Below are 24,057 nucleotides of genomic sequence, written 5' to 3'. Positions count from 1 at the left end.
TTCCGAAGCGTCCAAACACGATTTCCTGATCCGGGCAGCGAACAGGCGGCGCCTCAGATGGTTATTTCGTGCCCGTGCTCTTTCAGAGCCTCCACGGCCTGCTCGAGATTGGACCCCGCGACGAAGACGTAATCGGTGCTGAAGGTCGAATTGGCGAAGACGCCGACACCTGCCTCCGAAAGCGGTCGCAGCACCGACGACAGAACGCCGGGCACGTCGAAACTGAAATGCTGCTCGATGCGGAAGCAGCGCCAGCCGAGCGAACTCTGCACGCTCGATGGGACACGGGCGGCACGACAGACAAGCGTCATTTCCTCGCGGGAACTGGAAACCGTCCAGAATCCCGGGCCCGGCAGCCACTCCGGAATCGCGGATCCGACATTCAAACGGGTAATGGCATATTCGGCATCGACCAGCCGGATGAGCAATTTATGTGGCATTCGCATTATCCTCGAAGCAACCATACGAGCCCGACGCCGACGGCCACCGAAGTCAATCCGGCCAATCGGAGCTGATGTTCAGGGACATACGGCAATCGCCTCGCCAGTTCCACCAAAACCAAAGGGGCCAGTGCGTACACCAGCCCCTCGATGATCAGGAAAAAAGCCAGACCGGTCAGAAAGTCGGACATCGTCCGCTCAATCTGCGGTGGTCGGCGCCGCCAGGCCCGGGCCCGGTGGCGGTTGGTCCGCACCGTCCGCGCTGTTGAAATAACGGAAGAATTCCGAATGCGGCGACAGCACGATGGTTGTTTCCGGGCTGCCGATCGACTGCGCATAGGCAGCCATCGACCGGTAGAACTCGAAGAAGCCCGGATCGCGCTGGAATGCGTCGGCAAATATCTGCGTCCGCTCCGCTTCGCCCTCACCGCGCAGGATTTCCGAATCACGCTGCGCTTCGGCAACGATCTCGACCACTTGACGATCCGCGATCGCGCGGCGTCGCTGGCCTTCCTCGTTGCCCCGGGCACGGATCAGTTCGGCTTCGGCCAGACGTTCCGCCTTCATCCGTTCGTAGGTCTGCTGGGAGACTTCCTGGGTCAGGTCCGTACGGCGGATGCGCACGTCCTCGATGTTGAGACCAAGCGACTCGGCATCCGCGCTGAGGTCCGTACGGACCTCACGCATCATCGATGCGCGTTCGTCGGAAAGCGCCGCCTCGAATCCCCTCAGACCGTAAACCCGGCGCAGCGACGCATCGAGGCGCGTCCTAAGCCGGGACTCCGCAGATTCCCGGTCTCCGGAAACCGTCTGCCGGAAGCGGCGGGGATCGGCGATCTTGTAGACGACGAATGCATCCACCTCGTAGAATTTGCCACCGGAGACCTGCACGCGGATATTGTCGAGGTCGAAACGGAGTGCCTGGTCTTCGACATACTGGACGCGATCGGCGTCCATGAAGCCGAATGGAAGCTTGAAATAAAGACCCGGTTCGCTCTTCACCTCCCGGATCTGACCGAAGCGAACGACGATCGCCTGCTGGCGCTCGTTCACGACGAAGACCGAGGAATAGACGACGAACAGGACGGCGGCGAGGACGATCAGGATTATTGAGCTGCGATTGTTGATCATTGGTTTCCTCCCGACTGAACGGGCCTGCCGATTTCGTTGAGCGGCAGGTAGGGCAGCACGCCCTGGCCGTTCTTCTCGTCCAGAATGACCTTCCTGGACTTGCCGAGAACGCCTTGCAGCGTTTCGATGTAAAGCCGCTTGCGCGTGACCTCGGGAGCCTTGGAATATTCGTCGTAGACCGAGATGAAGCGCTGAGCCTCACCCTGAGCTTCCTTGACGACGCGGTCCTTGTAGGCGGCCGCCTCTTCGCGGATCTGGGCGCCCTGGCCGCGAGCCCTGCCGAGCACCTGGTTGGCGTACTGGTTCGCCTCTTCCACGAAGCGGTCCTCGTCCTGTTCGGCGCGCTGCACTTCGTCGAAGGCATCGGCCACTTCACGCGGCGGCGCGGCGTCCTCGATCGCAACGGTATTCACCGATATGCCGGCGCCGTAAGTGTCCATCGTCGCCTGGATCGTGTTTTTCACGTCCGCGGCGATCGCCTGGCGGTTGTCGCGGAAGATATCCTGGGCCGGACGGCGGCCGACGACCTCGCGCATTGCGCTTTCGGCCACCTGCTGCAGCGTGTCGGCCGGGTTTTCGACATTGAAGAGATAGGCCTTCGGATCGGTAACCGAGAACAGCACCGAGAACTGCACGTTGACGATGTTCTGATCGCCGCTGAGCATCAGGCCCGCATTCGACTGGCCCGTGCGGCCGCCGATATTCTGCTGCTGCTCCGTCACCTTAACGATCTCGACGGTTTCGAGCGGCCAGAAGTGATAATGCAGGCCCGGCATGGAGATTTCTTCCTTCGGCTTGCCGAAGCGCATCTCGACGCCGCGTTCATCCGGCTGAACGGTATAGATGGAATTCAGCAGAACGAAGCCGAGGACCAACAGGCCTACGATGACGAAGATCCCGCCGTTGAAGCCTCCCGGAACCACGTTTTTCAACTGATCCTGGCCACGCCGGATGATCTCTTCCAGATCCGGCGGACCACCTTTTCCGCCGCGTGGCCGGTTGGGCCCCTGGCCCCATGGCCCCTGATTGCCGCCGCCGCCGCCCCACGGGCCGCCGCCGCCGCCATTCTGATTGCTCCAGGGCATTAAATCCTCACTTCCAAGAAACTCTGTCGCTGAACGCCCCGCAGGCATTGCGGCCGGTCACGATGTGAACCCGTTATAGGTATCATGTGCATTGCTTTCAACGCGATACGGCCGAGTTCACCGTAAATGCGTTAAAATTGTTCACCGCTCCCGCCGCAGCGATAGGCAAGTGCGTGGATAAGCGCCGAGACCGGTCAGGCTCCGGCACCTTCTGGCGGCGACGTGCGGCGGCGCCAGGTCACGAAGTGCATCGCATGGCTGTCTTTCTCGCCGCGCGGAAGGTCTTCCTCCAGCACCTTTTCGAAAATCGCCGGGTCGATAGAAGGGAAGCGTGTATCGCCATCCACCTCCGCTTGCACTTCGGTCACGTGCAGCACATCGGCCATGCCGATCGACTGACGATAGATCTCGCCGCCCCCAATGATGCAGATCTCGTCGGCCCCGACCGCGGCCGCCCGCTCCCCAGCGATCGTGAGCGCCACTTCCAGCGACGGCGCCACCTCCGCGCCGAGAGCTTCGAAATCGGGGTTGCGGCTGATGACGATGTTCGGCCTGCCGGGCAAGGGTCGCCCGAGCGAGGCCCAGGTCTTGCGTCCCATGACGACCGGCTTGCCGATCGTCAGCGCCTTGAAGCGCTTGAGATCGGTCGAGAGCCGCCAGGGCAGATCGCCCTCGCGGCCTATGACCCCATTCGCCGCGACAGCGACGACGAAAACGATCTTCGGTCGGGTAGCCATCTTCTGCTCCGCCTCAGTCATGAAAACCACTCGGCTTGCTGTCGATTTCACGCGCGCGAACCAGTGCCGCCCGGTCCGTGACGACGCGAATATAGCGATCTATCACGTCGCTTTCCGGCAGGATCTTGCGCATCCACTGCAATGCGCTTGCGAGCAACAGATCGGCCGCGCTCATCGATTCACCAAGGAGATAGGTGTGCCGCGTAAGCGCGTCGATCACATGCGCACACATTTCGGTGTAAAGCCTCGCAAGCCCCGGATTGTTCACCGTCACTCCGGATATATGAGCGAGAGCGGTCGGCTCGATGACGCCGGCATAGTAGGCGAGCCACGACAGATAGGCGCCGCGCTCACGATGTCCCGGCGGCCGGCTCAGGCTGCAATCGGGATAGAGATCCGTCAGATATTGCACGACCGCGACCGACTCCCAGATCAATGTCCCGTCGTGAAGGAGTGCCGGCACCTGCTTGTGCGGATGCGGATTGTTCTCATCCGGGCCGCCGGATCCGTCCCAACGGCGAATATCGACATAACGGATGTCGTAGTCGGCACCAAGTTCTTCGAGCAGCCAGATGATGCGCGATGAGCGCGACAAAGGCGCGTGGATCAGCGTCAGCATGGAAACCTCCCATTGGGGCACCACCGGGAGACGCGGGAACCGGCTTTGCCCGGAGTGCTTAGCTAGACCGCGACCGGCGCCTTGATATGTGAATCGGCTTCGTAGCCGACGAGCTCAAAGTCTTCGAATCTAAACGAAAATATATCCTTCACCGCCGGATTTATTTCCATTTTCGGCAGCGCCTTCGGCGTTCTCGTCAGTTGCAGCTGCGCCTGTTCGAAGTGGTTGCGGTAGATATGTGCGTCACCAAGCGTATGAACGAAATCGCCGGCTTCGAGCCCTGTCACCTGCGCCACCATCATCGTCAGCAGAGCGTAGGAAGCGATATTGAAGGGTACGCCGAGAAAGATATCGCCCGAGCGCTGGTAGAGCTGACAGGAGAGCTTCCCGTCCGCCACGTAGAACTGGAACAGGCAGTGGCATGGCGGGAGCGCCATTTCGTCCACAAGTGCCGGATTCCAGGCCGAAACGATGTGGCGGCGGGAATTAGGATTGGTCTTCAGGCCTTCGACGAGCGCCGCGATCTGATCGATATGTCCGCCGCCGGGCGTCGGCCAGGAGCGCCATTGATAGCCGTAGACCGGTCCGAGCTCGCCGTTTTCGTCCGCCCATTCGTCCCAGATGCTCACCCCGTTTTCCTTGAGATAGGCGACGTTCGTGTCGCCCCTGAGGAACCAGAGAAGCTCGTGAATGATCGAGCGCAGATGCAGCTTCTTGGTGGTCAGTACCGGAAAACCCTGCGACAGGTCGAAGCGCATCTGATAGCCGAAAACGGAGCGCGTGCCCGTACCCGTACGGTCGCCCCGGTCGGTTCCCGTTGTGATCACATGTTCGAGGAGATCGAGATATTGTCGCATGCTTTTCCGCCGACGATTCGTTCGTAGCGTCGAAAATAGAACGAACCGCCGCGCGAACCAATGGTGGAAAGGTGTTTTCCCGCACTTCGCGTCGCCATGCACGACCGTCCGTCGGTCGGGCCAACCAGCCCCAAGACCTCCGGCATACGCGCCCGGCGGTTCATTTCGACGGGCGTCGGTTTGCGGCGTGGTCCTGATACTGCTCGTTCCTTACCGCCCTCTCGTCGAGGCCCCGCGAGTCGGAATGCTGGGCCTTGTCCCTGTTCGACAGGACGTCGTTTTCGCCGAGGATGCCTTCCTTCAGTTCGGTTTTCGCACCGCTACCGTCGCCCTTGCCCTTGTCGGGCTTTCCCATGTTCTTCTTGCTGGCGTGAGCCATCGCAGTCTCCTTTCAGCTATTCTCGGAAATGCCGGCCAGTTCCATCAGTCGCCGGCGCCCTTGTGATGCCTGCTCTCCTGATTCTTCCCACGCAGAATGCTGCGATCGTCCGCCTCGCGGGCATCGCCATGCTCGGTGCTCAAATCCTGTCCCTTGCGTTGCGCCTTTCTCAAAGCGTCGGAACGTTGCAGATCCGCTTCGGCATTGAAGTCCTTGTCTGCGTTGGAGGTGTTCTCGCGGCCCTGCAGCACGCGCTTCTGCTGCTCTTGCGTCTTTCTGCCGACCATTGCCTTGCTCCTATTTGTTGCTGCGACCGCGCTGGTCCGGGTTTGCGCCGCCTTGCGCGGTCGTGTCGTTCGCGACATCTCCTTCGATAGTGTTGCCGCGTTTCAGGGCTTCGTAGTCCGACGGTCCACCAATGCCCTTCGTGCGTCCGATCCCGGGATCCTGCTTCAGGTCCTTGTCGCTCGGGCGGCGTGTCTTCGGATGTTTGGACGATGTCATCGGCCTTCCTCCTGCTCTGCGACTTGTTCCGGGGCACCCCTGGTTCACTTCCTCGTTTAACCGCACTGAACCGTGAATGTTCCGCAATCGCGGCCCCCTTCGGCAGCACGAGGCGGAGCAGTATTTATCGGCAGCGGCGAAACAATCGCCGCGGATGGCTGTTAGGCCAATCTACAGCGCCGCGTTCCTCGCGGGACGCGAATTTCTGCATGTTCACGCCTGAACGGGCTCTGACCGCCTGAACCGGTCCCACCAAAGAGCCGTGCAGTTGCGCTTCAGCCATCAAGCAAGGGAGGTGACGATGAGCGCCACAGGTCTCGACGTCTTCGAGAAGACACTGCAAACGACCCATATCTGGCTCGGCGAGATCATGGAACAACACGGTCCGGACCGGAAAGTCGCCTGGCACATCCTGTCAGTTGTGCTGCGGGTCCTGCGGGACCGGCTTCCTCCGGAAATCGCGGCCCATCTCGGCGCGGAACTTCCGCTGATCGTACGAGGCGCCTACTACGATCAATACCGGCCGAACCACCCGCCGGACAAGGGCACTCGTTCGCTCGACGAATTTCTCGCCCGGATCGCGCAGGGTATGAAGGATACGCGGCCGGTCGATCCGGCCGACGCGGCGCGTAGCGTATTTCGGGTCCTGGCACGGCATGTCGACCTTGGCCAGACTGCAAAGGTACGCGACGCCTTGCCCAAAGAAATCCAGTCGCTATGGCCCGACAGCATCGGCGCCCGCGAATAGCCGAAACGGGGGCGAATAAAAGAGATCGGCGCCGGGTCACGGCGCCGCCGGGGCAGCTATGGCGCCCGGCCGGCTCGTCGCCGACCGGATAGCGCTTTGCCGGCCAACCTGGATCAGAGGGTCTGGAGCTTGCCCAGATTCTTGGCGACCAGATAGTAGAAGGTCACACGCGACTTGCTGCGATCATCCGCCATCGCTTTGGCCGCCGCAGCAACAGCGGCATCTGCATCTGACCCGCCGACGCCGAGTTTCTTCTCGCACCACTTTTCCTTGACGCGTTCCAGTTCTTTTGGATCCGACGCCGAAACGAGGGCGGAATCCTTGTTGCGAAGGGCGATACCGAGATGGCGCACGATCTTGTTGACAACTGCTTCGTCGGCGCTGCTGTCATACTTCTGCACGTCCGCAAGATAATCAGTCATGAAGCCTCCACTTTGCACTTGCTCTCAAAAGCTGCCGCCCTTCTCGCGAACCGCGTGCAGCAGGCGGAGTTTTTCACGCCGCTCGTGTAAGTCAAGCATTTCGTGCGGAGTTGGCGAGACCGACATAAATCCGTCATTTCCCTCGAGAAGCCCTTTTCTTGGGACGCGGAAAGACCTATATGACGAATGCCGTCTTCGGGCGGCTATGGCAATAAACGGGCGATGCAATAAACCCATTGGACCCGGGGGCGGTACCCGGCGCCTCCACCAAAAACCGGCCTGGTGCAGACCGGCTTTTGATGGGGGCGAAATAGGATCGACAAGGGCGTAAAGATCGACTTTTTGCTCGGCATTGTACCACCGTTATCGGGCTAAACTTATAGTTGCAAACGACAACTATGCTGAAGCACGTCTCGCTGCCTAACGGCGGTGCGACACTTCAAATCAAGTCCTTCCGGGTAGCACCGTAAGGCGGGGTCCGAAGGCACCTGGCAACAGAAGCCTTCACCTTCTCCCCTGTCGTGAAATGGTCTATAGATGCCTCAATAATTGACTCGTCATAAACAGACGGGCAATGAAGGAGCAGGCCACGGCGCCGACCTAGTCAAGGCGCAGGTTTGGCTGTAGCACCTTGAATCGCTGCATGATTTCCTGAATGGAGTTCCGGTTGCAGGAATCATGCATCAAGTGACTTGAAGAGAACGGGGACCAAATGGGCCAGGACCATATTCGCTACGACATTCTGGCGCAGGACGCGCTTCGCGGCGTCATTCGCAAGGTGTTGGCCGAAGTTTCCGCTACGGGCCACCTGCCCGGCGATCACCACTTCTTCATTACGTTCCTGACCGGTGCGCCCGGTGTCCGGATCTCGCAACATCTCAAGGCCAAATATCCGGAACAGATGACGATCGTCGTCCAGCACCAGTTCTGGGATCTGAAGGTTACCGAGACCGGCTTCGAAATCGGCCTTTCGTTCTCGGACACACCGGAAAAGCTTGTGATCCCGTACAATGCAATTCGCGGCTTCTACGATCCCTCGGTCAACTTCGAACTGGAGTTCGATGTGGCGGCCGGCGAGGAAGAAGAAACCGATTCGGCGGAAATAACCGCTTATCCGCTCGACGAAGCTGCCGAGGCCGCAACTGACGAAAGCACGGAAAAACCCGACGGCCCGAAGGGCGGCGGCGCTTCCGTCGTCTCGCTCGATTCCTTCCGCAAGAAAAACTGACGACGCGAGGAGGCGCGGACCATGGCCGGCGACGTGATCAATCTGCGTCAGTTCCGCAAACGCCAGGCTCGGACTGAAAAGGAAAAGCAGGCCGAGCAGAATCGCCTTACCTTCGGCCGCAGCAAGACCGAGAAGGCCCTGACCAAGGCCTTGAACGAAAAGGCCGCAAAGACGCTTGATCACGGCAGGCTCGAGCAAGCGGGCGGCGAGGCTTCAATCGACCGGAAGAAGCCGTGACGACCGCAGCCGCAAAAGCGATTCCCACTCAAGGACTTGCGGCAGCTTTCCGAATCCAATCGGCAGCCGCTTGAATCCGTTTATGAGCATGGGGAAGGTCGTCAAGCATTCGGCCACCTTGCACGGACACCGCACCAGCTTCACTCTCGAAGAACCCTTTTGGCTGGAATTGAAATCCATCGCCAAGGACCGCGACATGCCGCTCGCGCGGCTCATTGCCGAGATCGACGACGGCCGCGGCCAGGATGGAAATCTGTCGTCGGCCTTACGGGTCTATGTGCTCGCCTGGGTCAAGGCACGCGAAGGGACGGTGCGCGAGGCATAGAGCCACCTCCGGGAACGATGCCGTTGCTGGCCGGTCGCCTGCTACTGCACGGTAATGTCGGGAAGCAAATCGAAATTCAGGCCCTGACCAGCCGGTGGTCCGGCATTTTGCCCGCCCGGGTTGCCGGAAGGCGATGGCAGCTGGCCGCCGCGCCGGGCATCCTGCGACGGAGCGACAGGCGTCTGCTGGCGACCGATGCTGCGCGGCGGCAGCTGCCGCATTCTCAGCCGCTCCTCATCCTCCGCACGGCGTTCAGCGGCCGCCCGTGCTTCCGCCTCCGCCCGCATCCGCGCCGCTTCCGCCGCCGCTGCCTGACGGCGGCGCTCCTCGGCGATCGTCCGCAAGCGCTGCTGCTCACGCTCCGCCGCGCGCGCCCGGTAAAGCGCGACCTCGCGGCGCAAGCGTTGCTTTTCGAGCACATTCGCCTGTAGTGTCTCGACACGCCTGCGCTCGCGCTCGAAGGCTCTGAGCGACAGGAAGTTCGACAGCTCAGTGACATCGACCGTCACGCCGGGCGATGCAAGCAGCCCGGCATAGGAGAACCGGACGCGAGGCTCGGCTCCCGCAAGCGCCTCCTCGCCGGGACGGAAGGTCAGATCGATCGCCCCGCTCATTCGCCCTGCAGGCAAGTCGAAAGCGGCCTCCCCGCTGAAAGCGGCGTTGCCATCACCGGCGGTGACGTTCTGCGCCCTGACGGTTCCGCCTGCAATGCCGAAGGGCACCTTCACAGCGCCGACGACCGATTGGCCGGTGAAGAGCAGGTTCTCCGCAGCCTTGCGGATCGCATCGGGCGAGATATCGGTCTTCATTGCGTCCGCCGCCGCCATCAGTTGCGGCAGCGCCGCCGTATTGATGCCGTTGAGCGTAAGCCCGTTGAAGGTCGCCGTTCCAGATCCGCTGAGCGATTGCACCATTGCCTGCGGCGTTGCGCCGGCAGCCTCCATCGCCACGGCAAGATCGAAGCGGCCGGTCGCCACCGGGCCCGTCGGCCGTACCCAACCCGTTTCGGCAATGTCGGCACCTGTGAGATCGAACTTCGAGCGCAGGTAGCCGGAGCCGTTGGCATTGCCGATTTGCAGCCGCCCCGCGAGCTTGCCCCCCAGCCAGTCTCCCGTCGCATCGCTGAGTGCGAGTTCATCGCCCTTCCATTGCAGCTTCCCGGCAAAGCCGGTCACCGGACCGTAGACGCCTGGCCAGAAGCGCTTCGCACTTACGTTGAGCGCCACATCGAGCCCGGTCCATGCCGGTTTTACGACCGGTGCCAGCGCCAGTCCCCCGGTGCTTGCGTCGTGAACCTGCCCCAGAATTCCTTCGCCGAGCCAGGCGAGATCGAGGGCATCGACCGAAAGCTCCCCTTGCGCCTTGCCGAGGACCTTGCGGTCGATCGAAAGCGCGCCGGCAAAGCCGTTCTGGTCGGCTTTGCCCTCGATTGCGGTGACTGCGATTTTTTCGGCATCGGTCGCAAACTCGGCCGAGACCGTTACCGGCAAACCGCTGCCCATCTGCGGCAGCCCGATGCCCTGCAACAGCAGATAGGGCTCCAGGTCCTCGGATTTCAGGGTGAGCTTCCCCTGCCCTTCGAGGTAGTGCGCGCGCGCAAGATCGAAGACACCGTTCGCCGCAAGCGACGTCCGCTCCGTGGTGAAGGTCAGCGAACCATTTGCCTTCGAGCCCTCCGTGCTCTGCAGCTTTATAGCAAGAATGCCGTTTGCGTCCGCTTCGAAGGGCAGCGGGTCCAATCCGGCCTGCCCCAGGAGAACGGATGTCTGCGGATTCTCGAGCGTCGCCTCCAGCAGCATGCCCTGGCCGGCGAGCGCCTGGGCGACATCGGGCGCCTGATAGCTGGCGGCTATCTTGCCTCCGTTGGCGGTCCCGATCACGCCGAAGGTGAAGGGTGCGTTCCCCTCCTTGTTGCCGGCCGTCAGCGTTACGTCGAAAGCAGCGTCCGAGTAATAGGGTCCGGCCTTGATCAGCCGTGCCAGCGCCGGATGGGCCGCGCTATGCCGTCCGATCATTTCGAGGAAGGGCGTAAGCTCCTCCGCGGCGAGTTTCATCTTCGCCGACACGACCGGTTTTTCGAGCCCGCCGCTGATGCGGCCGGAAAACGCAAGCTGTGCGCCGGAAAGAGCGCCGATCGCCACGCGCTCCGCCTGCAGCTGGCCGTTCTTGAAGGTGAGTACCGCCTGAACGTCCTGCGCTTCCTCACCGAAGGCGGAGAATGTCTCGGCGGAAAGATCGGCGGCGATGGCATGCTGCAGCAACGTCCCGGTGGAGGCGTCGCCCGCGACAAGCCCGGCGAGGGCCTGAAGCGCCTCCATATCTATGCGGTTGCCTTTCAACTGCAGCGACAGCGCGGGCGGCTGCTCGGCGAAGGACTGGCGCTCGATCCTGCCGCGCAACGTGGCCGGACCTGCCGCCACTTCAAGGTTTTCGAACTGCTGCAGAGTGTCCGTCAGATTGACCGTCGCCGAAAACCCGGCCGTTTTCAGCGTGCGTATCGCCGGATCGACCGATCCCGCCAGCCAGTTCGCGAATCCCGACGGCTGGTTCGAAGCGATGACGAGGTCCCCGCGAAAGGAGCGCTGTTCCTTGAGGCTCAGCCGGCCCTTGGCTTCCAGTTGCGTGCGGCCGGGCAGGAGTGCGACCGCATTGTCGACGATCCAGCCGGCGCCGTCGGGCCGGACGTCAAGGCGAACGTCGCGCACCGTCGTGTCGCCGATCACGATCGCCGGAAGTTTCAGACTGGCGCGTCCCGGCACCTGCGGGATCGGGATATCGGCGGCGATCGCCAGCATTGCGTCGATCCGCTGGCGTAGCGAGACGGCCGGATCGCGCCCCGTCTTGCCGCTGCTGCCGGAATTGCCGATGCGGCTGACATCGATCTGCTGGCCGTCGGCGATCAGCAGGAACCGCTGGTCCTTGCCGGTGTCGAGCGTCGCCTCGCCGGTGACGATATAGGGATCGTCGGGCGGCCCTATTTCGAAATGGTATTCCGGTACGCGGATGCTTTCATTGGTAAGCTGGAACTCGCCGTTGATACGAAGGGCGCCGTCCGCCTTGACCTCGCTGGCGGGCCGGTTCTCCGTGAGCGTGAAGCGCCCGGCATAAACCGGTCTGAAATCGACGATCTTCAGATCGCCGTCGAGCTCCACGCCGAAGGGCCGTTCGTCCGGCACCAGCCGCGCCCGCAGGCTCAAGGCGCCCGTCTCGTCGACGGTGTTGCTCGTCAATGAGAAGCTTCCCGCCTCACCGTCGAGCGTCGCACGGCCCTCGACCCTCCAGGGCCCGGCGAGCGTGCGGGCCGAGAGGTCGGCGGAAAGCTCACTGACCCGGCGCGTGCGCCCCGTCTGTTCATCCACGAACTCGATCTCGCCGTCGGCGATCTCCACCCTCTCCAGGATGACCGTGTTGGCGGGAATCGCGGCGCGCGACCCGCGTGCCCAATCCAGCGTGCCATCGGGCTGGAGCCGGAGCCGCGCCTTCGGCCGGTCGAGGCGCATGTCGAAGATCAGTGCCTCGCCGCTCAGGAAGGGCGCAAGCTCGGCGCTCATCGAAAACTGCGCGACCTGAATCAGCGGTGCGCCGCCGTCGCTCGCTCCGACGCGCACGTCGTTGAGCGTGACCGTAGGAAAGGGAATGAGACGCGCATCGACGCTGCCATGGACCACCACGGGCTTGCCCATGATGCGGCTTGCCTCCCGCTCGAAATCGGCCCGGAAGCTGGTCCAGTCGATAAACAGGGGTGCGATCAGCGCGGCAAAGAGCGCGACGACCAACAGTCCTCCGAGGGTAACCAGAATTCGCGCCAGCACCGTGTCACATTCCCGTCAGTTCGTCCGTCCCTTGCATTGCGGCTTTGAGCCGGTTTTGCAAGTCTCAGGCAAAGATCTTGCCCGGATTGAAGATGTTGTCGGGATCGAGAGAGCGTTTGATCTGCCGCATCAGATCCAGCGCATCGCCGAGTTCGGCCGCAAGAAACGGCATCTTGCCCTGCCCGATCCCATGTTCGCCCGTACAGGTGCCGTCCATGGAGAGCGCCCGCCCATTCAGCCGCTCGACGAAAGCCTCCGCCTGCGCCACGTCAGCCGCATCCGTGTCGTCGAAGAGCAGCCCCACATGAAAATTTCCATCGCCGGCGTGCCCGACGATCGGCGCGACCAAACCATGCGCAGCAATGTCTTCATGCGTCGCCGCGACGCAGTCGGCAAGACGCGAGATCGGCACGCAGACGTCGGTGGAGAGAATGGCGCGCCCGGGCATGAGGCTCTTCTGCGCCCAGTATGCGTTGTGCCGTGCCTTCCAGAGCCGTGCCCGCTCTTCCGGATTGGTCGTCCAGATGAAACCCGTAGAACCGAATTCCGACGCTATTTCGGCGAATTGACGGGACTGCAGCTCGACGCTCTCCCCGTTGCCGTGGAATTCGACGAAAAGGGTGGGCGTTTCCTGGTAGGTCAGGCCCGAATAGGCATTGCACGCCCTCATCAGCAACGCGTCCAGGAGTTCTATGCGCGCCACCGGGATGCCGGACTGGATCGTCAGGATCACGGCGTTGCAGGCGTCGGCAATCGTCGGAAAAGGGCAGACGCCGCCGGAAATCACCTCCGGTATGCCCTGCAGGCGCAGCGTGATCGAAGTGAGGATGCCGAGGGTGCCTTCCGCGCCGACGAAGAGGCGCGTGAGGTCATAGCCGGCCGACGACTTGCGCGCCCGATGGGCCGTCCTGATTTCGCGCCCGCCGGCGACGACGGCCGTGACGGCGAGCACGTTTTCCTTCATGGTACCGTAGCGCACCGCATTGGTGCCCGATGCACGCGTCGACGCCATGCCGCCGATCGAGGCGTTTGCGCCCGGATCGATCGGGAAGAAGAGACCGGTGTCGCGCAGGTAGCTGTTGAGTTCCTCCCGCGTCACGCCCGGCTCCACCGTGCAGTCCAGGTCGTCGGCATTGACCGCAAGCACCCGGTTCATCCGCATCATGTCGACCGAGATGCCGCCATGGGGCGCGTTGACGTGACCTTCGAGCGAGGAGCCCGTTCCGAAGGGAATGAGCGGCACGCGGTATTCACACGCGATCTCCACGACCTCGCGCACCTCGGCTGCACTTTCGGGGAAAACCACGGCATCGGGCATCTGCGCGGGAATGTAGGTCGTCGTGTGGGCGTGCTGGGCCCGGATCGCTTCACCGGTCTGGAATCGATCTCCGAAGCGTGTGGCGAGGTGTGTTTTGGCCGCAGCGATACCGTTCTCGTTTCTCGCCCCTGCCCGGATTGCGTTCACCGCCACGAAAATTCTCCTTCTCATCTCCCGATGCGCCTTCGCGGCCCCGGAAGAGCGCTCTTTCGTCTTGAGCGCCCGCACAATCTATCCCCAATTCGCACTCGAATTAAGGGCACCCGGTCCGGCGCGACAAGGAAAATACGCGAGGGCTCACTCTCCCGCCTCCACTCTCGCAAATCCGTCGCGGGCGCTTTGGACGGCTTCGAAGATCGACACCGTCCTTGTCCGCACGCGCCCCAGCCACCCGGCCGACCGGAAGCGCTTACATTTCAATGGGCTACTGTGCAAATCGGAATCACTTTGTCCAGAAGTTCACCCGTTTGGAGCGGCATCGCGTCAAAAAATTACCGCCGGTGATACCGGCTTGTCACAAGTCCGGCCGACTGCAGGGCACCGCAGCGAATGCGTCTTTTGTTTGCAGGCCTATAGGATATCAGGCCTATAGGATATTATGTCCGGAAAGGGAGAACGTTCGCATGTTCGGGCTGCTTGCTTTGATCACCGCGTCGATTTTCTTCGGCGCCGCCATTTACATCAATGTGGCTGAACAGCCTGCCAGACTGGCGCTGGACGGAAGTGCAGCGTTGCGGGAATGGGTACCCGCCTATCGGCGCGGCTTCGAGATGCAGGCTCCTCTCGCGATCGTTTCCTGCCTCCTCGGCGCTGTGGCATGGTGGCAGTCAGGCGATGCGCTCTGGGGCTTGGGAGCGGCCGTCATCATACTCAACTGGCCCTATACGCTTTTCGTCATCATGCCCGTCAACCAGCGCCTGGAGACGACCCGTCCGGATCAGGCGAATGCGGAAACCCGTGAACTGATCGAGCGCTGGGGCAGGCTCCATGCCGGCCGCAGCGCCCTCGGTGCGCTCGCTACCCTCATCTATCTCGCTGCCGCAGCAGGCGGCTTCTGACGATCCGCGGCAATTGCGCCGCGCCACCTGCCGCTGCCTCAGATTTCGACCATGTCAGATCTTGAGCACCTCGGCCGCCTTCATCTCCTCCAGCAGCTTCCGCTCCTCGTCGGCATGCGGCTTGGTAAAGCGGGCAATGACCAGATAGGCGACGGGCGTCAGATAGAGCGTCACGACCACCGCCAGGCCCAACCCACCCACGAGCACCCAGCCAAGGGCGATGCGCGCTTCGGCGCCGGCACCGCTTGCCAGAACCAGCGGTACCGCGCCCACGACGGTCGCGATCATTGTCATCATCACCGGCCTAAGACGGATATTGGCGGCATTCTCGATGGCGCTGCGGACGTCCTGCCCACGGTCGCGGAGCTGGTTGGCGAACTCGACGATCAGGATGCCGTTCTTGGCCATGATGCCGACCAGCATGACGAGCCCGATCTGACTGTAGATGTTGAGCGTGTTGCCGGTCACGATCATTGCGAAGACGGCGCAGGCGAGACCGAGCGGCACGGTCGACATGATGATGAGGCCGCTCACGAAGCTTTCGAATTGCGCCGCAAGCACCAGAAAGATGATGACGAGCGCGAAGCCGAAGGTAACGAACAGGCCGTTGGCGTTCTCGTCCAGCGTCGCGGCCTCGGCAAGCGGCATGATCCGCGATCCGGGCGGCAGAAGGGGTTCGGCCATCTCCTCGACCATCGACAGCGCCTCGCCGAGTGCGAGATCGGACTTCAGGCCGGCCGACAGCGAAACGGCGCGCAATTGCGATTCGCGGGAAAGCTGCGGCGCCACTGCCTTCTCCTCGACCGTGGCGATGGACGACATCGGCACGATGCGGCCGTCGCCGGCCTTGACGAAGATGTTCTGCAGATCCGTCGGGTCGTTGAGCGGCTCGGTGGAAGAGAGCAGTTTGACCGGATAGGACTCTCCTTCCACGAAGATATCGACGACGCTGCTGCCGTCGAGCATCGCCTGCAGCGCCCAGGAGAGGCCACCTATGTCCACGCCGAGGTCGGAGGCGCGCTCCCGGTCGATCGTCACCGACAATTGCGCCTGGTTGGCCTCGTAGTTGAGCCTCACATTCTCGAAGCGGCCGGTATCCTCCATTGCCCTGACGAGCTTCGCCGCCGCGTCGCCCAGCTTCGTGTAATCGTTGCCGACAAGCGCGACCTGCAGGCCGCTGCCGGCACCGCGGATACCGAGGCTGTTCGCCTGGATGGTGAAGGCGCGAACCGACGGGATCTTCGAGGTCGCCCTGTTGATGTCGGCGACGATCTGGCCCTGCGTACGCTCGCGCGCTTCCCACGGGGCAAGCGTCAGGACCATGAAGCCGCTATTGGCCGAGCCGCCCTGACCGGAAATCGAGAACACATTGCTGATCTCGCCGGATTTGAGCAGCGGCTGCAGGCCCTCTTCGATGCGGCGTAGCTGTGCCTGCGTGTATTCCAGCGAGACGCCCTGCGGCGCGTTGATCCGCAGCATGACCTGCGAACGGTCCTCGTTCGGCGTCAGCTCCGACTTGAGCGTCAGAAAGCCCAAAGCGCCGGCGGCGGTAAAGAAGGCGGCTACCGCGAAGACGATGAGCGGCGCGTTGAGGCAGGCGCGAAGCGTCACGCGGTAGAAGGCGGAAGCGCGCCGGCCGAAGCGCTGCATCACCCCCTCATGCTCATGCGGCTCTTTCGTCAGCATGCGCGAGGCGAGCATCGGACAGAGCGTCAGCGAGACGAAGGACGACAGAAGGATCGCAAAGGCGAGCACGAAGCCGAATTCACGGAAGAGCCCGCCCGTCTGCCCCGGCAGGAAGGAGAGCGGAACGAACACGGCCGCCAGCGTGGCCGTGGTTGCGAGCACGGCGAAGAAGACCTCGAGCGTACCGTGGACGGCGGCGGCGCGCGGACCGAGGCCTTCGGCCCGGCGCCGCACGATATTTTCGAGCACCACGATCGCATCATCGACGACGAGCCCGGTCGCAAGCACGATCGCCAGAAGCGTCAGGATGTTGATCGAAAAGCCCGCAAGATAGATCGCGGCCACCGTTCCGATCAGCGCGATCGGCATGGTTATGGTCGGGATGAGCGTCGCGCGCCAGTCGAGCAGGAACAGGTAGATGACGAGGGTGACGATGAAAACGGCGACGAAGAGTGCGATCTCCACCTCATGGATGGCGCCGTTGATGAACACCGCGTCGTCGCTGGTGATCTTGAGCTCGGTTCCGGGCGGCAGGATATCCGAGGAGATTGCGTCCACGACGCTGCGCACGCCCTCGGAAATATCGACCGTGTTCGACTGGGCCTGGCGGATGATGCCGAGGCCAATACCCTCGCGGCCGTTGGAGCGTAGTGCCGAAGTGCCCGTATCCGGGCCGAGGGTCACGGTCGCGACGTCGCGAAGCCGGACATTGTTGCCGAGCATCAGGTTTTCGAACTGCTCGGGCGTCTGGAGGTCGGCCGTCGCCCGAACGGAAATGTCCTGACTTGCGCTCGTCAGCGAGCCCGCCGGCACATCGTAGGAGGCGTCGGAAAGCGCCTCGCGAAGATTGGCCACGGTGACTCCGCGTCCGGCGAGCTTCGCCTGATTCAGGTCGATACGGAAAATCTTCTCCTGGTCGCCGTAGACGGTGACGTCGGCAACGCCTTCGACCGCCGCCAGCCGGTCGCTGATCTCGTTCTCGACGAGCAGCGTCATGTCGTCCATGCTCATCGTGTCGGAGGTCAATGCAAGGCGCATGATCGGCTGGCTGTCGGAATCCGCCTTCACGATGCGCGGCTCGTCGGCATCATCAGGCAATTGGCCGGTGATCCGGCCGAGCGCATCGCGAACGTCGTTGGCCGCCTGGCCGATATCGGTCGTGTCGGAGAATTCGAGCGTCACCCGGCTGCGCCCGAATGACGAGGAAGACGAAATGCCCTTGATGCCCTGCACGCGCGAGACGGCGCCTTCGATGGCCGAGGTCACTTCACGGTCGATCGTTTCCGGCGAGGCGCCGTCGAACTCGGTCGTGACAGAGACCACCGGCTGGTCGACCTGCGGCAGTTCGCGGATTTCGACGCCGTTCCAGGCGGCAAGACCGGCCACGACGATCAGCGTGTTGACGACCAGGGCGAAGATCGGCCGGCGGATGAAAAGCGCGGTGAAACCCGTCCTTCCGCCCTGCCCTCCGCCTGGTTGATGGCCTCCCATGCCGATATTCATTTCGCGTCTCCCGCGACCTTCTGCTCGGCCTCGGCCGCAGGCTCGCCGGCGATCCGCACCACGCCGCCGTCGCGAAGCCGCTGCACGCCCTCGGTCACGACGCGGTCGCCCTCGGCGAGGTCCGCATCGACAAGCACCCTGTCGGGATTGCGCTGGATGATCTTGATCGGCACGCGCTCGCTTTTGTCGCCTTTGACCCGCCAGATAAAGGAGCCTTCGGAACTCCACTGGATCGCCAGCGGGTCGACGGTGGGATATCGGTCGCCGTCGAATGCCACGGTGACCGAAAAGGACATGCCGGCGCGCAGCATGTCATCCGGATTCTCGAGTCGCGCCCGGACCCGGAGCGTCCGGCTCTCCGGGTCGAGGCGGTTGTCTATCGCGTGAACGACGCCCTGGAGTGCACGCCCTGGCTGCGCGATCGCGCTCGCGGTCACCGGCTGATCGACGGAGATCTTGCCTGCGAAGCGCTCGGGCACCCAGAAGTCGACGAGGATCTGCGACCGGTCGTCCACGACGGCGATCGGCGTCGAGGTCGTGACGTAATCTCCTATATTGACGGTGATGATCCCGACCACCCCCTTGGAGGGCGCCACGATGTCGCGACGCTTCAGGTCGAGCTCGGCGGTTTTCAGTGCCAGTTCGGCTGCCTGCAGCGCGATCTCGGAATCACGCACCTCGACGGCCGTCACTGCGCGCGCGGTGCTGAGATTGCGGTAGCGCTCGACCTTCTCCCGGGCACTGTCGCGGGTCAGCCGCGCCTGCTCGGCAGCGATCATCTGGTCGTCGCTGTCGAGGCGCGCGATAACCTGGCCTTCCGTGATCCTGTCGCCCGACTTTACCAGTATTTCCGTGAGATTTCCCGTTGCGGTCGGCGTCACGGTAACCGAGCGGATCGCTTCGCCGTTGCCGATCGCGTTCAGCCTGTCGTTGACGACGGCGCGCTCGGCAGGCTTAACGACGACCAGGGGGGCTTCCGCGAAGCCGCTGCGTCGACCCTGCCCGCGCTCGCCATTGCCCGAACCGCCCCTTGCCCCTTCGCCGTCCTTTGGCCCCGACAACGCATCGATCAACGGTTGCGAAACCCCGATCGCCGCCAAGGTCTCACCCGCGCCGGGCGCAAAGCGCACCCACGCGGCGCCCCCGACGGCGAGGACGACGGCGCTGATCGCGAGCTGATTCCAAAAGCGCATTCATGTCTCCAAAAGAAAAGCTCTCCAAAAGAAAAAGCCCTCCAAAAGAAAAGGGCGCTCCAACGAGGCGCGCACCCGACGGAACGTTCCGATTTGCGCTGATTATCGTTGTTTGCAGACGTCCGGGCAATCTCGGAATGGCATCATTACGCAATTGTAACAAAAGCGATTTTGGTGGCGGCATGATGGCCCCTGCGCCCGTCCTGAACCGCACACGCTGGCGGCGGGTCGGCGGCATGTTTACAGCTTGCGTGGCTCGGCTATTCTGTTCGTCGCCGGCGGCTGTTTCGGGCCGGCTCTCGACACGAAGGGAGACGGCAATGTGCGATGCATGCGTCATCGAATCGGTCAAGCAGCGGATGATGTCGCGGCGGAGTTTGCTCCGTGCGGCCGCGGTCGGTACGGCAGGCATTGCCGCCGCCGGCATGGGGATCGCACCTCCGGCGCTTGCCGCCGGCCACGGCAGCGTCACCGATCTCACCCATGAACTTCATGAGGAGTTTCCGACTTTCTTCGGTCAGCAGCAATTCTTCCGGGAGCAGAAGTTCAAATATGCCGAACACAAGTTCAACCTGTTCGAACTTCGGGTGAACGAGCACACCGGCACTCATGTCGACGCGCCGCTGCACTTCTCCGCCGACGGCCTTTCAGTCGCCGAGTTGCCCCTCGACAAGCTGCTCGTGCCGCTCTGCGTCGTCGACATCCGCGAGAAGGCGGCCGCCGATCCGGATGCGCAGCTGACGCCGGACGACATCAAGGCGTGGATTGCGGCCAATGGAGACATTCCCGAAAACGCCTGCGTCGCCATGCTGTCGGGCTGGTCGGATCATCTCGGTACCGACAAGTTCCGCAATGCAGACACGGCCGGTAAGATGCATTTCCCCGGCTTTCACGTGGAAGCAGCCAAGTTCCTGATCGAGGACACGAAGGCAGCCGGCATCGCCGTCGATACCCTCTCGCTCGATCACGGCATTTCGCCCGATTTCGCCACCCATTACGCCTGGCTGCCGGAAGGCCGCTGGGGCCTCGAGGCGGCCGCCAATCTCGACAAGGTGCCGGCCAAGGGCGCGACGCTGGTCCTCGGCGCACCAAAGCACCGTGGCGGCACCGGCGGCCCGGCCCGCGTCTTCGCCCTCGTTTGAAACGCATGGAGTAAGCATGAGCACTGTGGCGCCGCCATCCGGTCCCGAATCCGACCCACGCGTCAAGGCCGTCTTCGACGACATCCGGGCGACTCGGAAATCGGACTTCATCAACAATATGTGGCTCTGGCTCGCCTTCGACCCCGAACTGCTGGAGCGGACCTGGGCGGAGGTCAAGGCGGTAATGGCGACGCCTTCGGCGCTCGACCCGCTGGTGAAGGAAATGCTGTATATCGCGGTTTCCGTGAGCAATGGCTGCGGCTACTGCATTCATTCCCACACCGCCGCCGCAAGGACCAAGGGAATGACGGACGCCGAGCACGCGGATCTCCTGCGCGTCATTTCGCTCGCCGCCAAGACCAACCAGCTGGCGACGGCCCTGCAGGTCCCGGTCGATCCGGTGTTCGACGCGTCCGGCAAAACATAAACGGCGGCATGCCGACCTGAAAACATCAGTCTTTCCACAGGCATGCGCGAGCGGGCGAAGGTTCCGGAATAAAAGAAGAACATCCTTTCTGGCCTTTCGGTCCCGAATCACTACATTGGGCCGCATGACCAAAGGTTTTGACGATATTCCCTTTTTCGACGAGGAACCCGCGCCGCGGAAACCCGCGGCCGCCGGCGGCGGCATCGCGGCGCGCGCCATGGCCGCCCGCGACAAGACCCAGCGACCGGACTATGTCTCCGGGCTCAACCCGGAGCAACGGGAGGCAGTCGAGGCGCTGGAAGGTCCGGTGCTCGTGCTCGCCGGAGCCGGCACCGGCAAGACGCGCGTTCTGACGACGCGGATCGCCCATATCCTATCGACCGGCCGCGCCTATCCCTCGCAGATCCTCGCCGTCACCTTCACCAACAAGGCGGCGCGGGAAATGAAGGAGCGCATCGGCGTGCTCGTCGGCCACGCCGTCGAGGGCATGCCCTGGCTCGGTACCTTCCACTCGATCGGGGTCAAGCTCCTCCGCCGCCATGCCGAGCTGGTGGGTTTGCGGTCCGACTTCACCATCCTCGACACCGACGATGTCGTTCGACTTATCAAGCAGCTCATCCAGGCGGAGGGTCTCGACGACAAGCGCTGGCCGGCCAAGCAGTTCGCCGGCATGATCGACACCTGGAAGAACAAGGGCCTGGACCCGTCGCAAATCCCGGAAGGCGATGCCCGCGCCTTTGCCAACGGCAAGGGCCGCGAACTCTATGCCGCCTACCAGAACCGGCTGCTGACCCTGAATGCCTGCGATTTCGGCGATCTGCTGCTGCATCCGATCCGCATGTTCCGCGCCAATCCGGACGTGCTGAAGGAGTATCACGCCAAGTTCCGCTACATCCTCGTCGACGAGTACCAGGATACCAACACGGCGCAATATATGTGGCTGAGGCTGCTGGCCCAGCGGACGCAGGGTTCCGGGAAGAACAACCCCTCCCCAAGCCCTGCGGCGCCGCAGTCTAGCCCCTCCCCCTCGTGGGGAGCGGTTGGGGAGGGGCATTCCCCTGGCGCCGAAGAGAGAAAGCCCACCGTCAACATTTGCTGCGTCGGCGACGACGACCAGTCGATCTATGGCTGGCGCGGCGCCGAGGTGGACAACATTCTCCGCTTCGAGAAGGATTTCCCCGGCGCCAAGGTCATCAAGCTGGAGCGCAACTACCGCTCGACCGAGCATATCCTCGGCGCGGCGGCGCATCTGATTGCCCATAACGAGGGCCGGCTCGGCAAGACGCTCTTTACCGAACGCACCAATCCCGACGACGAGAAAGTGCATGTTCATGCCGCCTGGGATTCCGAGGAGGAGGCTCGCGCGATCGGCGAAGAGATCGAGCAGCTCCAGCGCAAGAAGCACAACCTTAACGACATATCGATCCTCGTGCGCGCCTCTTTCCAGATGCGCGAGTTCGAAGACCGCTTCGTCACGCTCGGCCTCAACTATCGCGTCATCGGCGGCCCTCGCTTCTATGAGCGGCTCGAAATACGCGATGCCATGGCCTATTTCCGCCTCGTCTGTCAGCCCGCCGACGATCTCGCCTTCGAGCGGATCGTCAACACGCCGAAGCGTGGCCTCGGCGAGACGACCGTCCGCACCCTGCACGACTACGCCCGGGCCCGCGACATCCCGATGCTGGCCGCGGCGAGCGAGATCGTCGAGACGGACGAATTGAAGCCGAAGGCGCGCAAGGGCCTCTTCGACGTCGTCGCCGATTTCCGCCGCTGGCAGGCTTTGCTCGAATCGACGCCGCACACCGAACTTGCAGAGCAGATCCTCGACGAGAGCGGCTATACCGCCATGTGGCAGGCCGACAAATCGGCCGAAGCGCCCGGGCGCCTGGAAAACCTGAAGGAACTCATCCGTTCGATGGAAGCCTTCGAGTCCATGCGCGGCTTTCTCGAGCACGTCGCCCTCGTGATGGACGCCGAGCAGAACGAGAATATGGACGCCGTCTCCATCATGACGCTGCATTCGGCCAAAGGGCTGGAATTCGACACCGTCTTCCTGCCGGGATGGGAGGAAGGGCTGTTCCCGCATCAGCGCGCCCTGGACGAGGGCGGCCGCGCAGGTCTGGAGGAGGAACGCCGCCTCGCCTATGTCGGAATCACCCGCGCCAAGCGCCGCTGTCATATCTGGTTCGTTTCGAACCGCCGCATCCACGGCCTCTGGCAATCGACGCTTCCCTCACGCTTCCTCGACGAGTTGCCGCTCGCCCATGTGGAAGTCGCCGAACAGGAGGTCTCTTATGGCGGTTACGGTCGCGGCGGTTACGGCCAGTCGCGCTTCGACAAGGCCGATCCCTTCGAGAACAATTATCAGACGCCCGGCTGGAAGCGCGCCCAGCAGCACCGGTCGGACGCCACCCGCGACAACTGGGGCACCCGCTCCGGCCACGCCATCGAACGAATCGGTTACGGCGAATCGGGGCCCCGCACGCGCACCATCGAAGGCGAGCTCGTCGCCAAGTCGACGAGCGCCGAGCCCTCCCGTTTCAATGTCGGCGACCGGGTCTTCCACATCAAGTTCGGCAACGGCAACATCGCGGCGATCGAGGGCAACAAGCTGACGATCGATTTCGACCGCGCCGGGCAGAAGCGTGTGCTGGATGGGTTCGTAGAGCCGGTGTAAGCACTTCAGGGAAAAGGTGTGCAGCGCTTTTCCGTTCTACCCGACCGCAGGCCTCAAAACATCTTTCGATACATGACGAAGCCCGACTTCTCGGCCACCTTGTCGTAGAGCTGCATCGCCATGTGGTTGGTCTCGTGGGTCAGCCAATAGACGCGCGGCGACCCCGCGCGTTTCGCCGCTTCGTAGACGCCGTTGATAAGCGCCCGGCCGACTCCCTTGCCGCGGCCGGCCTCATCGGTGAAAAGGTCCTGCAGATAGCAATTCGGCTGGATCGACGTCGTGCTGCGGTGGAAAATATAGTGCGTCAATCCGATGAGCCGTCCTTCGCTTTCGGCGACCATCGCATGCATCGGCTCATAGGCATCGAAGAAGCGCGACCAGGTCATCTGGGTGATGTCGGGAGGGAGCGCCGTTTCACCGGCTCGGCCGTAAAAGGCGTTGTAGCCGTTCCAAAGCGGCAACCACTGCTCATAGTCGAGGCGCGTTACCGGGCGTATGGCAAGATAGTCGGACATTCTCAATCCCCGTT

General features: G+C 62.9%; 24 protein-coding genes and 1 other RNA gene. 9 read left to right on the top strand and 16 right to left on the bottom strand.

The features are described from left to right. Window positions 1-53: 53 nt before the first annotated feature. The 10 genes from AC6CIG_RS06275 to AC6CIG_RS06230 form a co-directional block, all read right to left on the bottom strand. Window positions 54-440 carry an ACT domain-containing protein gene (locus AC6CIG_RS06275; protein WP_003534920.1) on the bottom strand — a complete coding sequence of 129 codons (387 nt, stop codon included), beginning with the start codon at window positions 438-440 and terminating at the stop codon, window positions 54-56. A gap of 5 nt (window positions 441-445) precedes the next feature. Beyond that, complete coding sequence (locus tag AC6CIG_RS06270; RefSeq protein WP_018095402.1) at window positions 446-631, bottom strand: DUF2065 domain-containing protein; 186 nt, start codon at window positions 629-631, stop codon at window positions 446-448. Window positions 632-638: 7 nt separating this feature from the next. Continuing rightward, complete coding sequence (gene hflC / locus AC6CIG_RS06265; RefSeq protein WP_127712003.1) at window positions 639-1,571, bottom strand: protease modulator HflC; 933 nt, start codon at window positions 1,569-1,571, stop codon at window positions 639-641. After that, window positions 1,568-2,656 (bottom strand): FtsH protease activity modulator HflK, encoded by a 1,089-nt coding sequence (gene hflK, locus AC6CIG_RS06260; protein ID WP_018095404.1) that lies wholly within the window; start codon window positions 2,654-2,656, stop codon window positions 1,568-1,570. The genes hflC and hflK overlap by 4 nt, the downstream gene beginning before the upstream one ends. A 194-nt stretch (window positions 2,657-2,850) precedes the next feature. Then, entirely contained in the window at window positions 2,851-3,393 is a 543-nt protein-coding gene (locus AC6CIG_RS06255; protein WP_164867047.1) for a dihydrofolate reductase, read from the bottom strand. A gap of 13 nt (window positions 3,394-3,406) precedes the next feature. Continuing rightward, the gene (locus tag AC6CIG_RS06250; RefSeq protein ID WP_018095406.1) at window positions 3,407-4,012 is read right to left on the bottom strand and encodes a glutathione S-transferase; all 606 of its coding nucleotides are present in this window, start codon (window positions 4,010-4,012) and stop codon (window positions 3,407-3,409) included. Window positions 4,013-4,074: 62 nt separating this feature from the next. Further along, the gene (locus AC6CIG_RS06245) at window positions 4,075-4,869 is read right to left on the bottom strand and encodes a thymidylate synthase (RefSeq protein WP_018095407.1); all 795 of its coding nucleotides are present in this window, start codon (window positions 4,867-4,869) and stop codon (window positions 4,075-4,077) included. A 160-nt stretch (window positions 4,870-5,029) separates the two neighbouring features. Next, window positions 5,030-5,248, bottom strand: coding sequence for a hypothetical protein (locus AC6CIG_RS06240; RefSeq protein WP_018095408.1), 219 nt, complete (start codon window positions 5,246-5,248; stop codon window positions 5,030-5,032). 44 nt (window positions 5,249-5,292) lie between these two features. Continuing rightward, window positions 5,293-5,535 (bottom strand): hypothetical protein, encoded by a 243-nt coding sequence (locus AC6CIG_RS06235; RefSeq protein WP_018095409.1) that lies wholly within the window; start codon window positions 5,533-5,535, stop codon window positions 5,293-5,295. 10 nt (window positions 5,536-5,545) lie between these two features. Beyond that, window positions 5,546-5,752 carry a hypothetical protein gene (locus tag AC6CIG_RS06230; protein ID WP_018095410.1) on the bottom strand — a complete coding sequence of 69 codons (207 nt, stop codon included), beginning with the start codon at window positions 5,750-5,752 and terminating at the stop codon, window positions 5,546-5,548. Between the two features lie 301 nt (window positions 5,753-6,053). On the opposite strand from AC6CIG_RS06230, the gene AC6CIG_RS06225 reads away from it, so the two are divergent. After that, complete coding sequence (locus tag AC6CIG_RS06225; RefSeq protein ID WP_127711997.1) at window positions 6,054-6,500, top strand: DUF2267 domain-containing protein; 447 nt, start codon at window positions 6,054-6,056, stop codon at window positions 6,498-6,500. Between the two features lie 113 nt (window positions 6,501-6,613). On the opposite strand, the gene AC6CIG_RS06220 is transcribed toward AC6CIG_RS06225, so the two are convergent. Next, on the bottom strand, window positions 6,614-6,922 hold the full coding sequence (locus AC6CIG_RS06220; protein ID WP_100671663.1) for a DUF2853 family protein: 309 nt from the start codon (window positions 6,920-6,922) through the stop codon (window positions 6,614-6,616). Window positions 6,923-7,071: 149 nt separating this feature from the next. Between AC6CIG_RS06220 and ssrA the strand changes: the two genes are divergently transcribed. The 4 genes from ssrA (at window position 7,072) to AC6CIG_RS06200 (ending at window position 8,712) form a co-directional block, all read left to right on the top strand. After that, window positions 7,072-7,431, top strand: a transfer-messenger RNA (tmRNA) gene (gene ssrA, locus AC6CIG_RS06215). Between the two features lie 203 nt (window positions 7,432-7,634). Continuing rightward, complete coding sequence (locus tag AC6CIG_RS06210; protein ID WP_127711995.1) at window positions 7,635-8,150, top strand: SspB family protein; 516 nt, start codon at window positions 7,635-7,637, stop codon at window positions 8,148-8,150. A gap of 21 nt (window positions 8,151-8,171) precedes the next feature. Continuing rightward, the gene (locus AC6CIG_RS06205) at window positions 8,172-8,387 is read left to right on the top strand and encodes a DUF4169 family protein (protein WP_127711993.1); all 216 of its coding nucleotides are present in this window, start codon (window positions 8,172-8,174) and stop codon (window positions 8,385-8,387) included. Window positions 8,388-8,469: 82 nt separating this feature from the next. Next, window positions 8,470-8,712, top strand: coding sequence for a ribbon-helix-helix domain-containing protein (locus AC6CIG_RS06200; RefSeq protein WP_127711991.1), 243 nt, complete (start codon window positions 8,470-8,472; stop codon window positions 8,710-8,712). Between the two features lie 41 nt (window positions 8,713-8,753). Here the strand turns inward: AC6CIG_RS06200 and AC6CIG_RS06195 are convergent, their stop codons facing one another. Next, window positions 8,754-12,488, bottom strand: coding sequence for an AsmA family protein (locus tag AC6CIG_RS06195; protein WP_234841276.1), 3,735 nt, complete (start codon window positions 12,486-12,488; stop codon window positions 8,754-8,756). A 100-nt stretch (window positions 12,489-12,588) separates the two neighbouring features. Continuing rightward, entirely contained in the window at window positions 12,589-13,995 is a 1,407-nt protein-coding gene (locus AC6CIG_RS06190; RefSeq protein WP_437411711.1) for an FAD-binding oxidoreductase, read from the bottom strand. Window positions 13,996-14,465: 470 nt separating this feature from the next. Between AC6CIG_RS06190 and AC6CIG_RS06185 the strand changes: the two genes are divergently transcribed. Next, a complete protein-coding gene (locus tag AC6CIG_RS06185; protein ID WP_127711985.1) occupies window positions 14,466-14,900 on the top strand; it encodes an anthrone oxygenase family protein in 435 nt (144 codons plus the stop codon). Between the two features lie 54 nt (window positions 14,901-14,954). Here AC6CIG_RS06185 and AC6CIG_RS06180 read toward each other — a convergent pair whose 3' ends face one another. After that, on the bottom strand, window positions 14,955-18,089 hold the full coding sequence (locus AC6CIG_RS06180) for an efflux RND transporter permease subunit (protein ID WP_127711983.1): 3,135 nt from the start codon (window positions 18,087-18,089) through the stop codon (window positions 14,955-14,957). Then, window positions 18,086-19,282, bottom strand: a complete 1,197-nt coding sequence (locus AC6CIG_RS06175; protein ID WP_127711981.1) for an efflux RND transporter periplasmic adaptor subunit — start codon at window positions 19,280-19,282, stop codon at window positions 18,086-18,088. The genes AC6CIG_RS06180 and AC6CIG_RS06175 overlap by 4 nt, the downstream gene beginning before the upstream one ends. A 320-nt stretch (window positions 19,283-19,602) precedes the next feature. On the opposite strand from AC6CIG_RS06175, the gene AC6CIG_RS06170 reads away from it, so the two are divergent. The 3 genes from AC6CIG_RS06170 to AC6CIG_RS06160 all read left to right on the top strand — a co-directional run bounded on the left by AC6CIG_RS06170 (window position 19,603) and on the right by AC6CIG_RS06160 (window position 23,528). Beyond that, a complete protein-coding gene (locus AC6CIG_RS06170) occupies window positions 19,603-20,424 on the top strand; it encodes a cyclase family protein (RefSeq protein ID WP_127711979.1) in 822 nt (273 codons plus the stop codon). A 16-nt stretch (window positions 20,425-20,440) separates the two neighbouring features. Further along, a complete protein-coding gene (locus AC6CIG_RS06165) occupies window positions 20,441-20,851 on the top strand; it encodes a carboxymuconolactone decarboxylase family protein (RefSeq protein ID WP_018095422.1) in 411 nt (136 codons plus the stop codon). 124 nt (window positions 20,852-20,975) lie between these two features. Then, the gene (locus AC6CIG_RS06160) at window positions 20,976-23,528 is read left to right on the top strand and encodes an ATP-dependent helicase (RefSeq protein ID WP_127711977.1); all 2,553 of its coding nucleotides are present in this window, start codon (window positions 20,976-20,978) and stop codon (window positions 23,526-23,528) included. Between the two features lie 53 nt (window positions 23,529-23,581). Here the strand turns inward: AC6CIG_RS06160 and AC6CIG_RS06155 are convergent, their stop codons facing one another. Further along, window positions 23,582-24,043, bottom strand: a complete 462-nt coding sequence (locus tag AC6CIG_RS06155; RefSeq protein ID WP_127711975.1) for a GNAT family N-acetyltransferase — start codon at window positions 24,041-24,043, stop codon at window positions 23,582-23,584. Window positions 24,044-24,057 lie beyond the last annotated feature (14 nt).

The sequence above is a fragment of the Sinorhizobium sp. GQ132 genome (assembly GCF_059758575.1).
This window is presented reverse-complemented; position numbering and strand designations above follow the sequence as displayed.

Excerpts from the sequence above, each read along its gene's own strand:
- AC6CIG_RS06185 (WP_127711985.1), top strand. The coding sequence starts at position 14,466 with ATGTTCGGGCTGCTTGCTTTGATCACCGCGTCGATTTTCTTCGGCGCC.
- AC6CIG_RS06255 (WP_164867047.1), bottom strand. The coding sequence starts at position 3,393 with ATGGCTACCCGACCGAAGATCGTTTTCGTCGTCGCTGTCGCGGCGAAT.
- AC6CIG_RS06170 (WP_127711979.1), top strand. The coding sequence starts at position 19,603 with ATGTGCGATGCATGCGTCATCGAATCGGTCAAGCAGCGGATGATGTCG.
- AC6CIG_RS06230 (WP_018095410.1), bottom strand. The coding sequence starts at position 5,752 with ATGACATCGTCCAAACATCCGAAGACACGCCGCCCGAGCGACAAGGAC.
- AC6CIG_RS06240 (WP_018095408.1), bottom strand. The coding sequence starts at position 5,248 with ATGGCTCACGCCAGCAAGAAGAACATGGGAAAGCCCGACAAGGGCAAG.
- AC6CIG_RS06245 (WP_018095407.1), bottom strand. The coding sequence starts at position 4,869 with ATGCGACAATATCTCGATCTCCTCGAACATGTGATCACAACGGGAACC.
- AC6CIG_RS06180 (WP_127711983.1), bottom strand. The coding sequence starts at position 18,089 with ATGAATATCGGCATGGGAGGCCATCAACCAGGCGGAGGGCAGGGCGGA.
- AC6CIG_RS06165 (WP_018095422.1), top strand. The coding sequence starts at position 20,441 with ATGAGCACTGTGGCGCCGCCATCCGGTCCCGAATCCGACCCACGCGTC.
- AC6CIG_RS06200 (WP_127711991.1), top strand. The coding sequence starts at position 8,470 with ATGAGCATGGGGAAGGTCGTCAAGCATTCGGCCACCTTGCACGGACAC.
- AC6CIG_RS06275 (WP_003534920.1), bottom strand. The coding sequence starts at position 440 with ATGCCACATAAATTGCTCATCCGGCTGGTCGATGCCGAATATGCCATT.
- AC6CIG_RS06235 (WP_018095409.1), bottom strand. The coding sequence starts at position 5,535 with ATGGTCGGCAGAAAGACGCAAGAGCAGCAGAAGCGCGTGCTGCAGGGC.
- AC6CIG_RS06225 (WP_127711997.1), top strand. The coding sequence starts at position 6,054 with ATGAGCGCCACAGGTCTCGACGTCTTCGAGAAGACACTGCAAACGACC.
- AC6CIG_RS06160 (WP_127711977.1), top strand. The coding sequence starts at position 20,976 with ATGACCAAAGGTTTTGACGATATTCCCTTTTTCGACGAGGAACCCGCG.
- hflC (WP_127712003.1), bottom strand. The coding sequence starts at position 1,571 with ATGATCAACAATCGCAGCTCAATAATCCTGATCGTCCTCGCCGCCGTC.
- AC6CIG_RS06175 (WP_127711981.1), bottom strand. The coding sequence starts at position 19,282 with ATGCGCTTTTGGAATCAGCTCGCGATCAGCGCCGTCGTCCTCGCCGTC.
- AC6CIG_RS06155 (WP_127711975.1), bottom strand. The coding sequence starts at position 24,043 with ATGTCCGACTATCTTGCCATACGCCCGGTAACGCGCCTCGACTATGAG.
- hflK (WP_018095404.1), bottom strand. The coding sequence starts at position 2,656 with ATGCCCTGGAGCAATCAGAATGGCGGCGGCGGCGGCCCGTGGGGCGGC.
- AC6CIG_RS06205 (WP_127711993.1), top strand. The coding sequence starts at position 8,172 with ATGGCCGGCGACGTGATCAATCTGCGTCAGTTCCGCAAACGCCAGGCT.
- AC6CIG_RS06250 (WP_018095406.1), bottom strand. The coding sequence starts at position 4,012 with ATGCTGACGCTGATCCACGCGCCTTTGTCGCGCTCATCGCGCATCATC.
- AC6CIG_RS06210 (WP_127711995.1), top strand. The coding sequence starts at position 7,635 with ATGGGCCAGGACCATATTCGCTACGACATTCTGGCGCAGGACGCGCTT.
- AC6CIG_RS06270 (WP_018095402.1), bottom strand. The coding sequence starts at position 631 with ATGTCCGACTTTCTGACCGGTCTGGCTTTTTTCCTGATCATCGAGGGG.
- AC6CIG_RS06220 (WP_100671663.1), bottom strand. The coding sequence starts at position 6,922 with ATGACTGATTATCTTGCGGACGTGCAGAAGTATGACAGCAGCGCCGAC.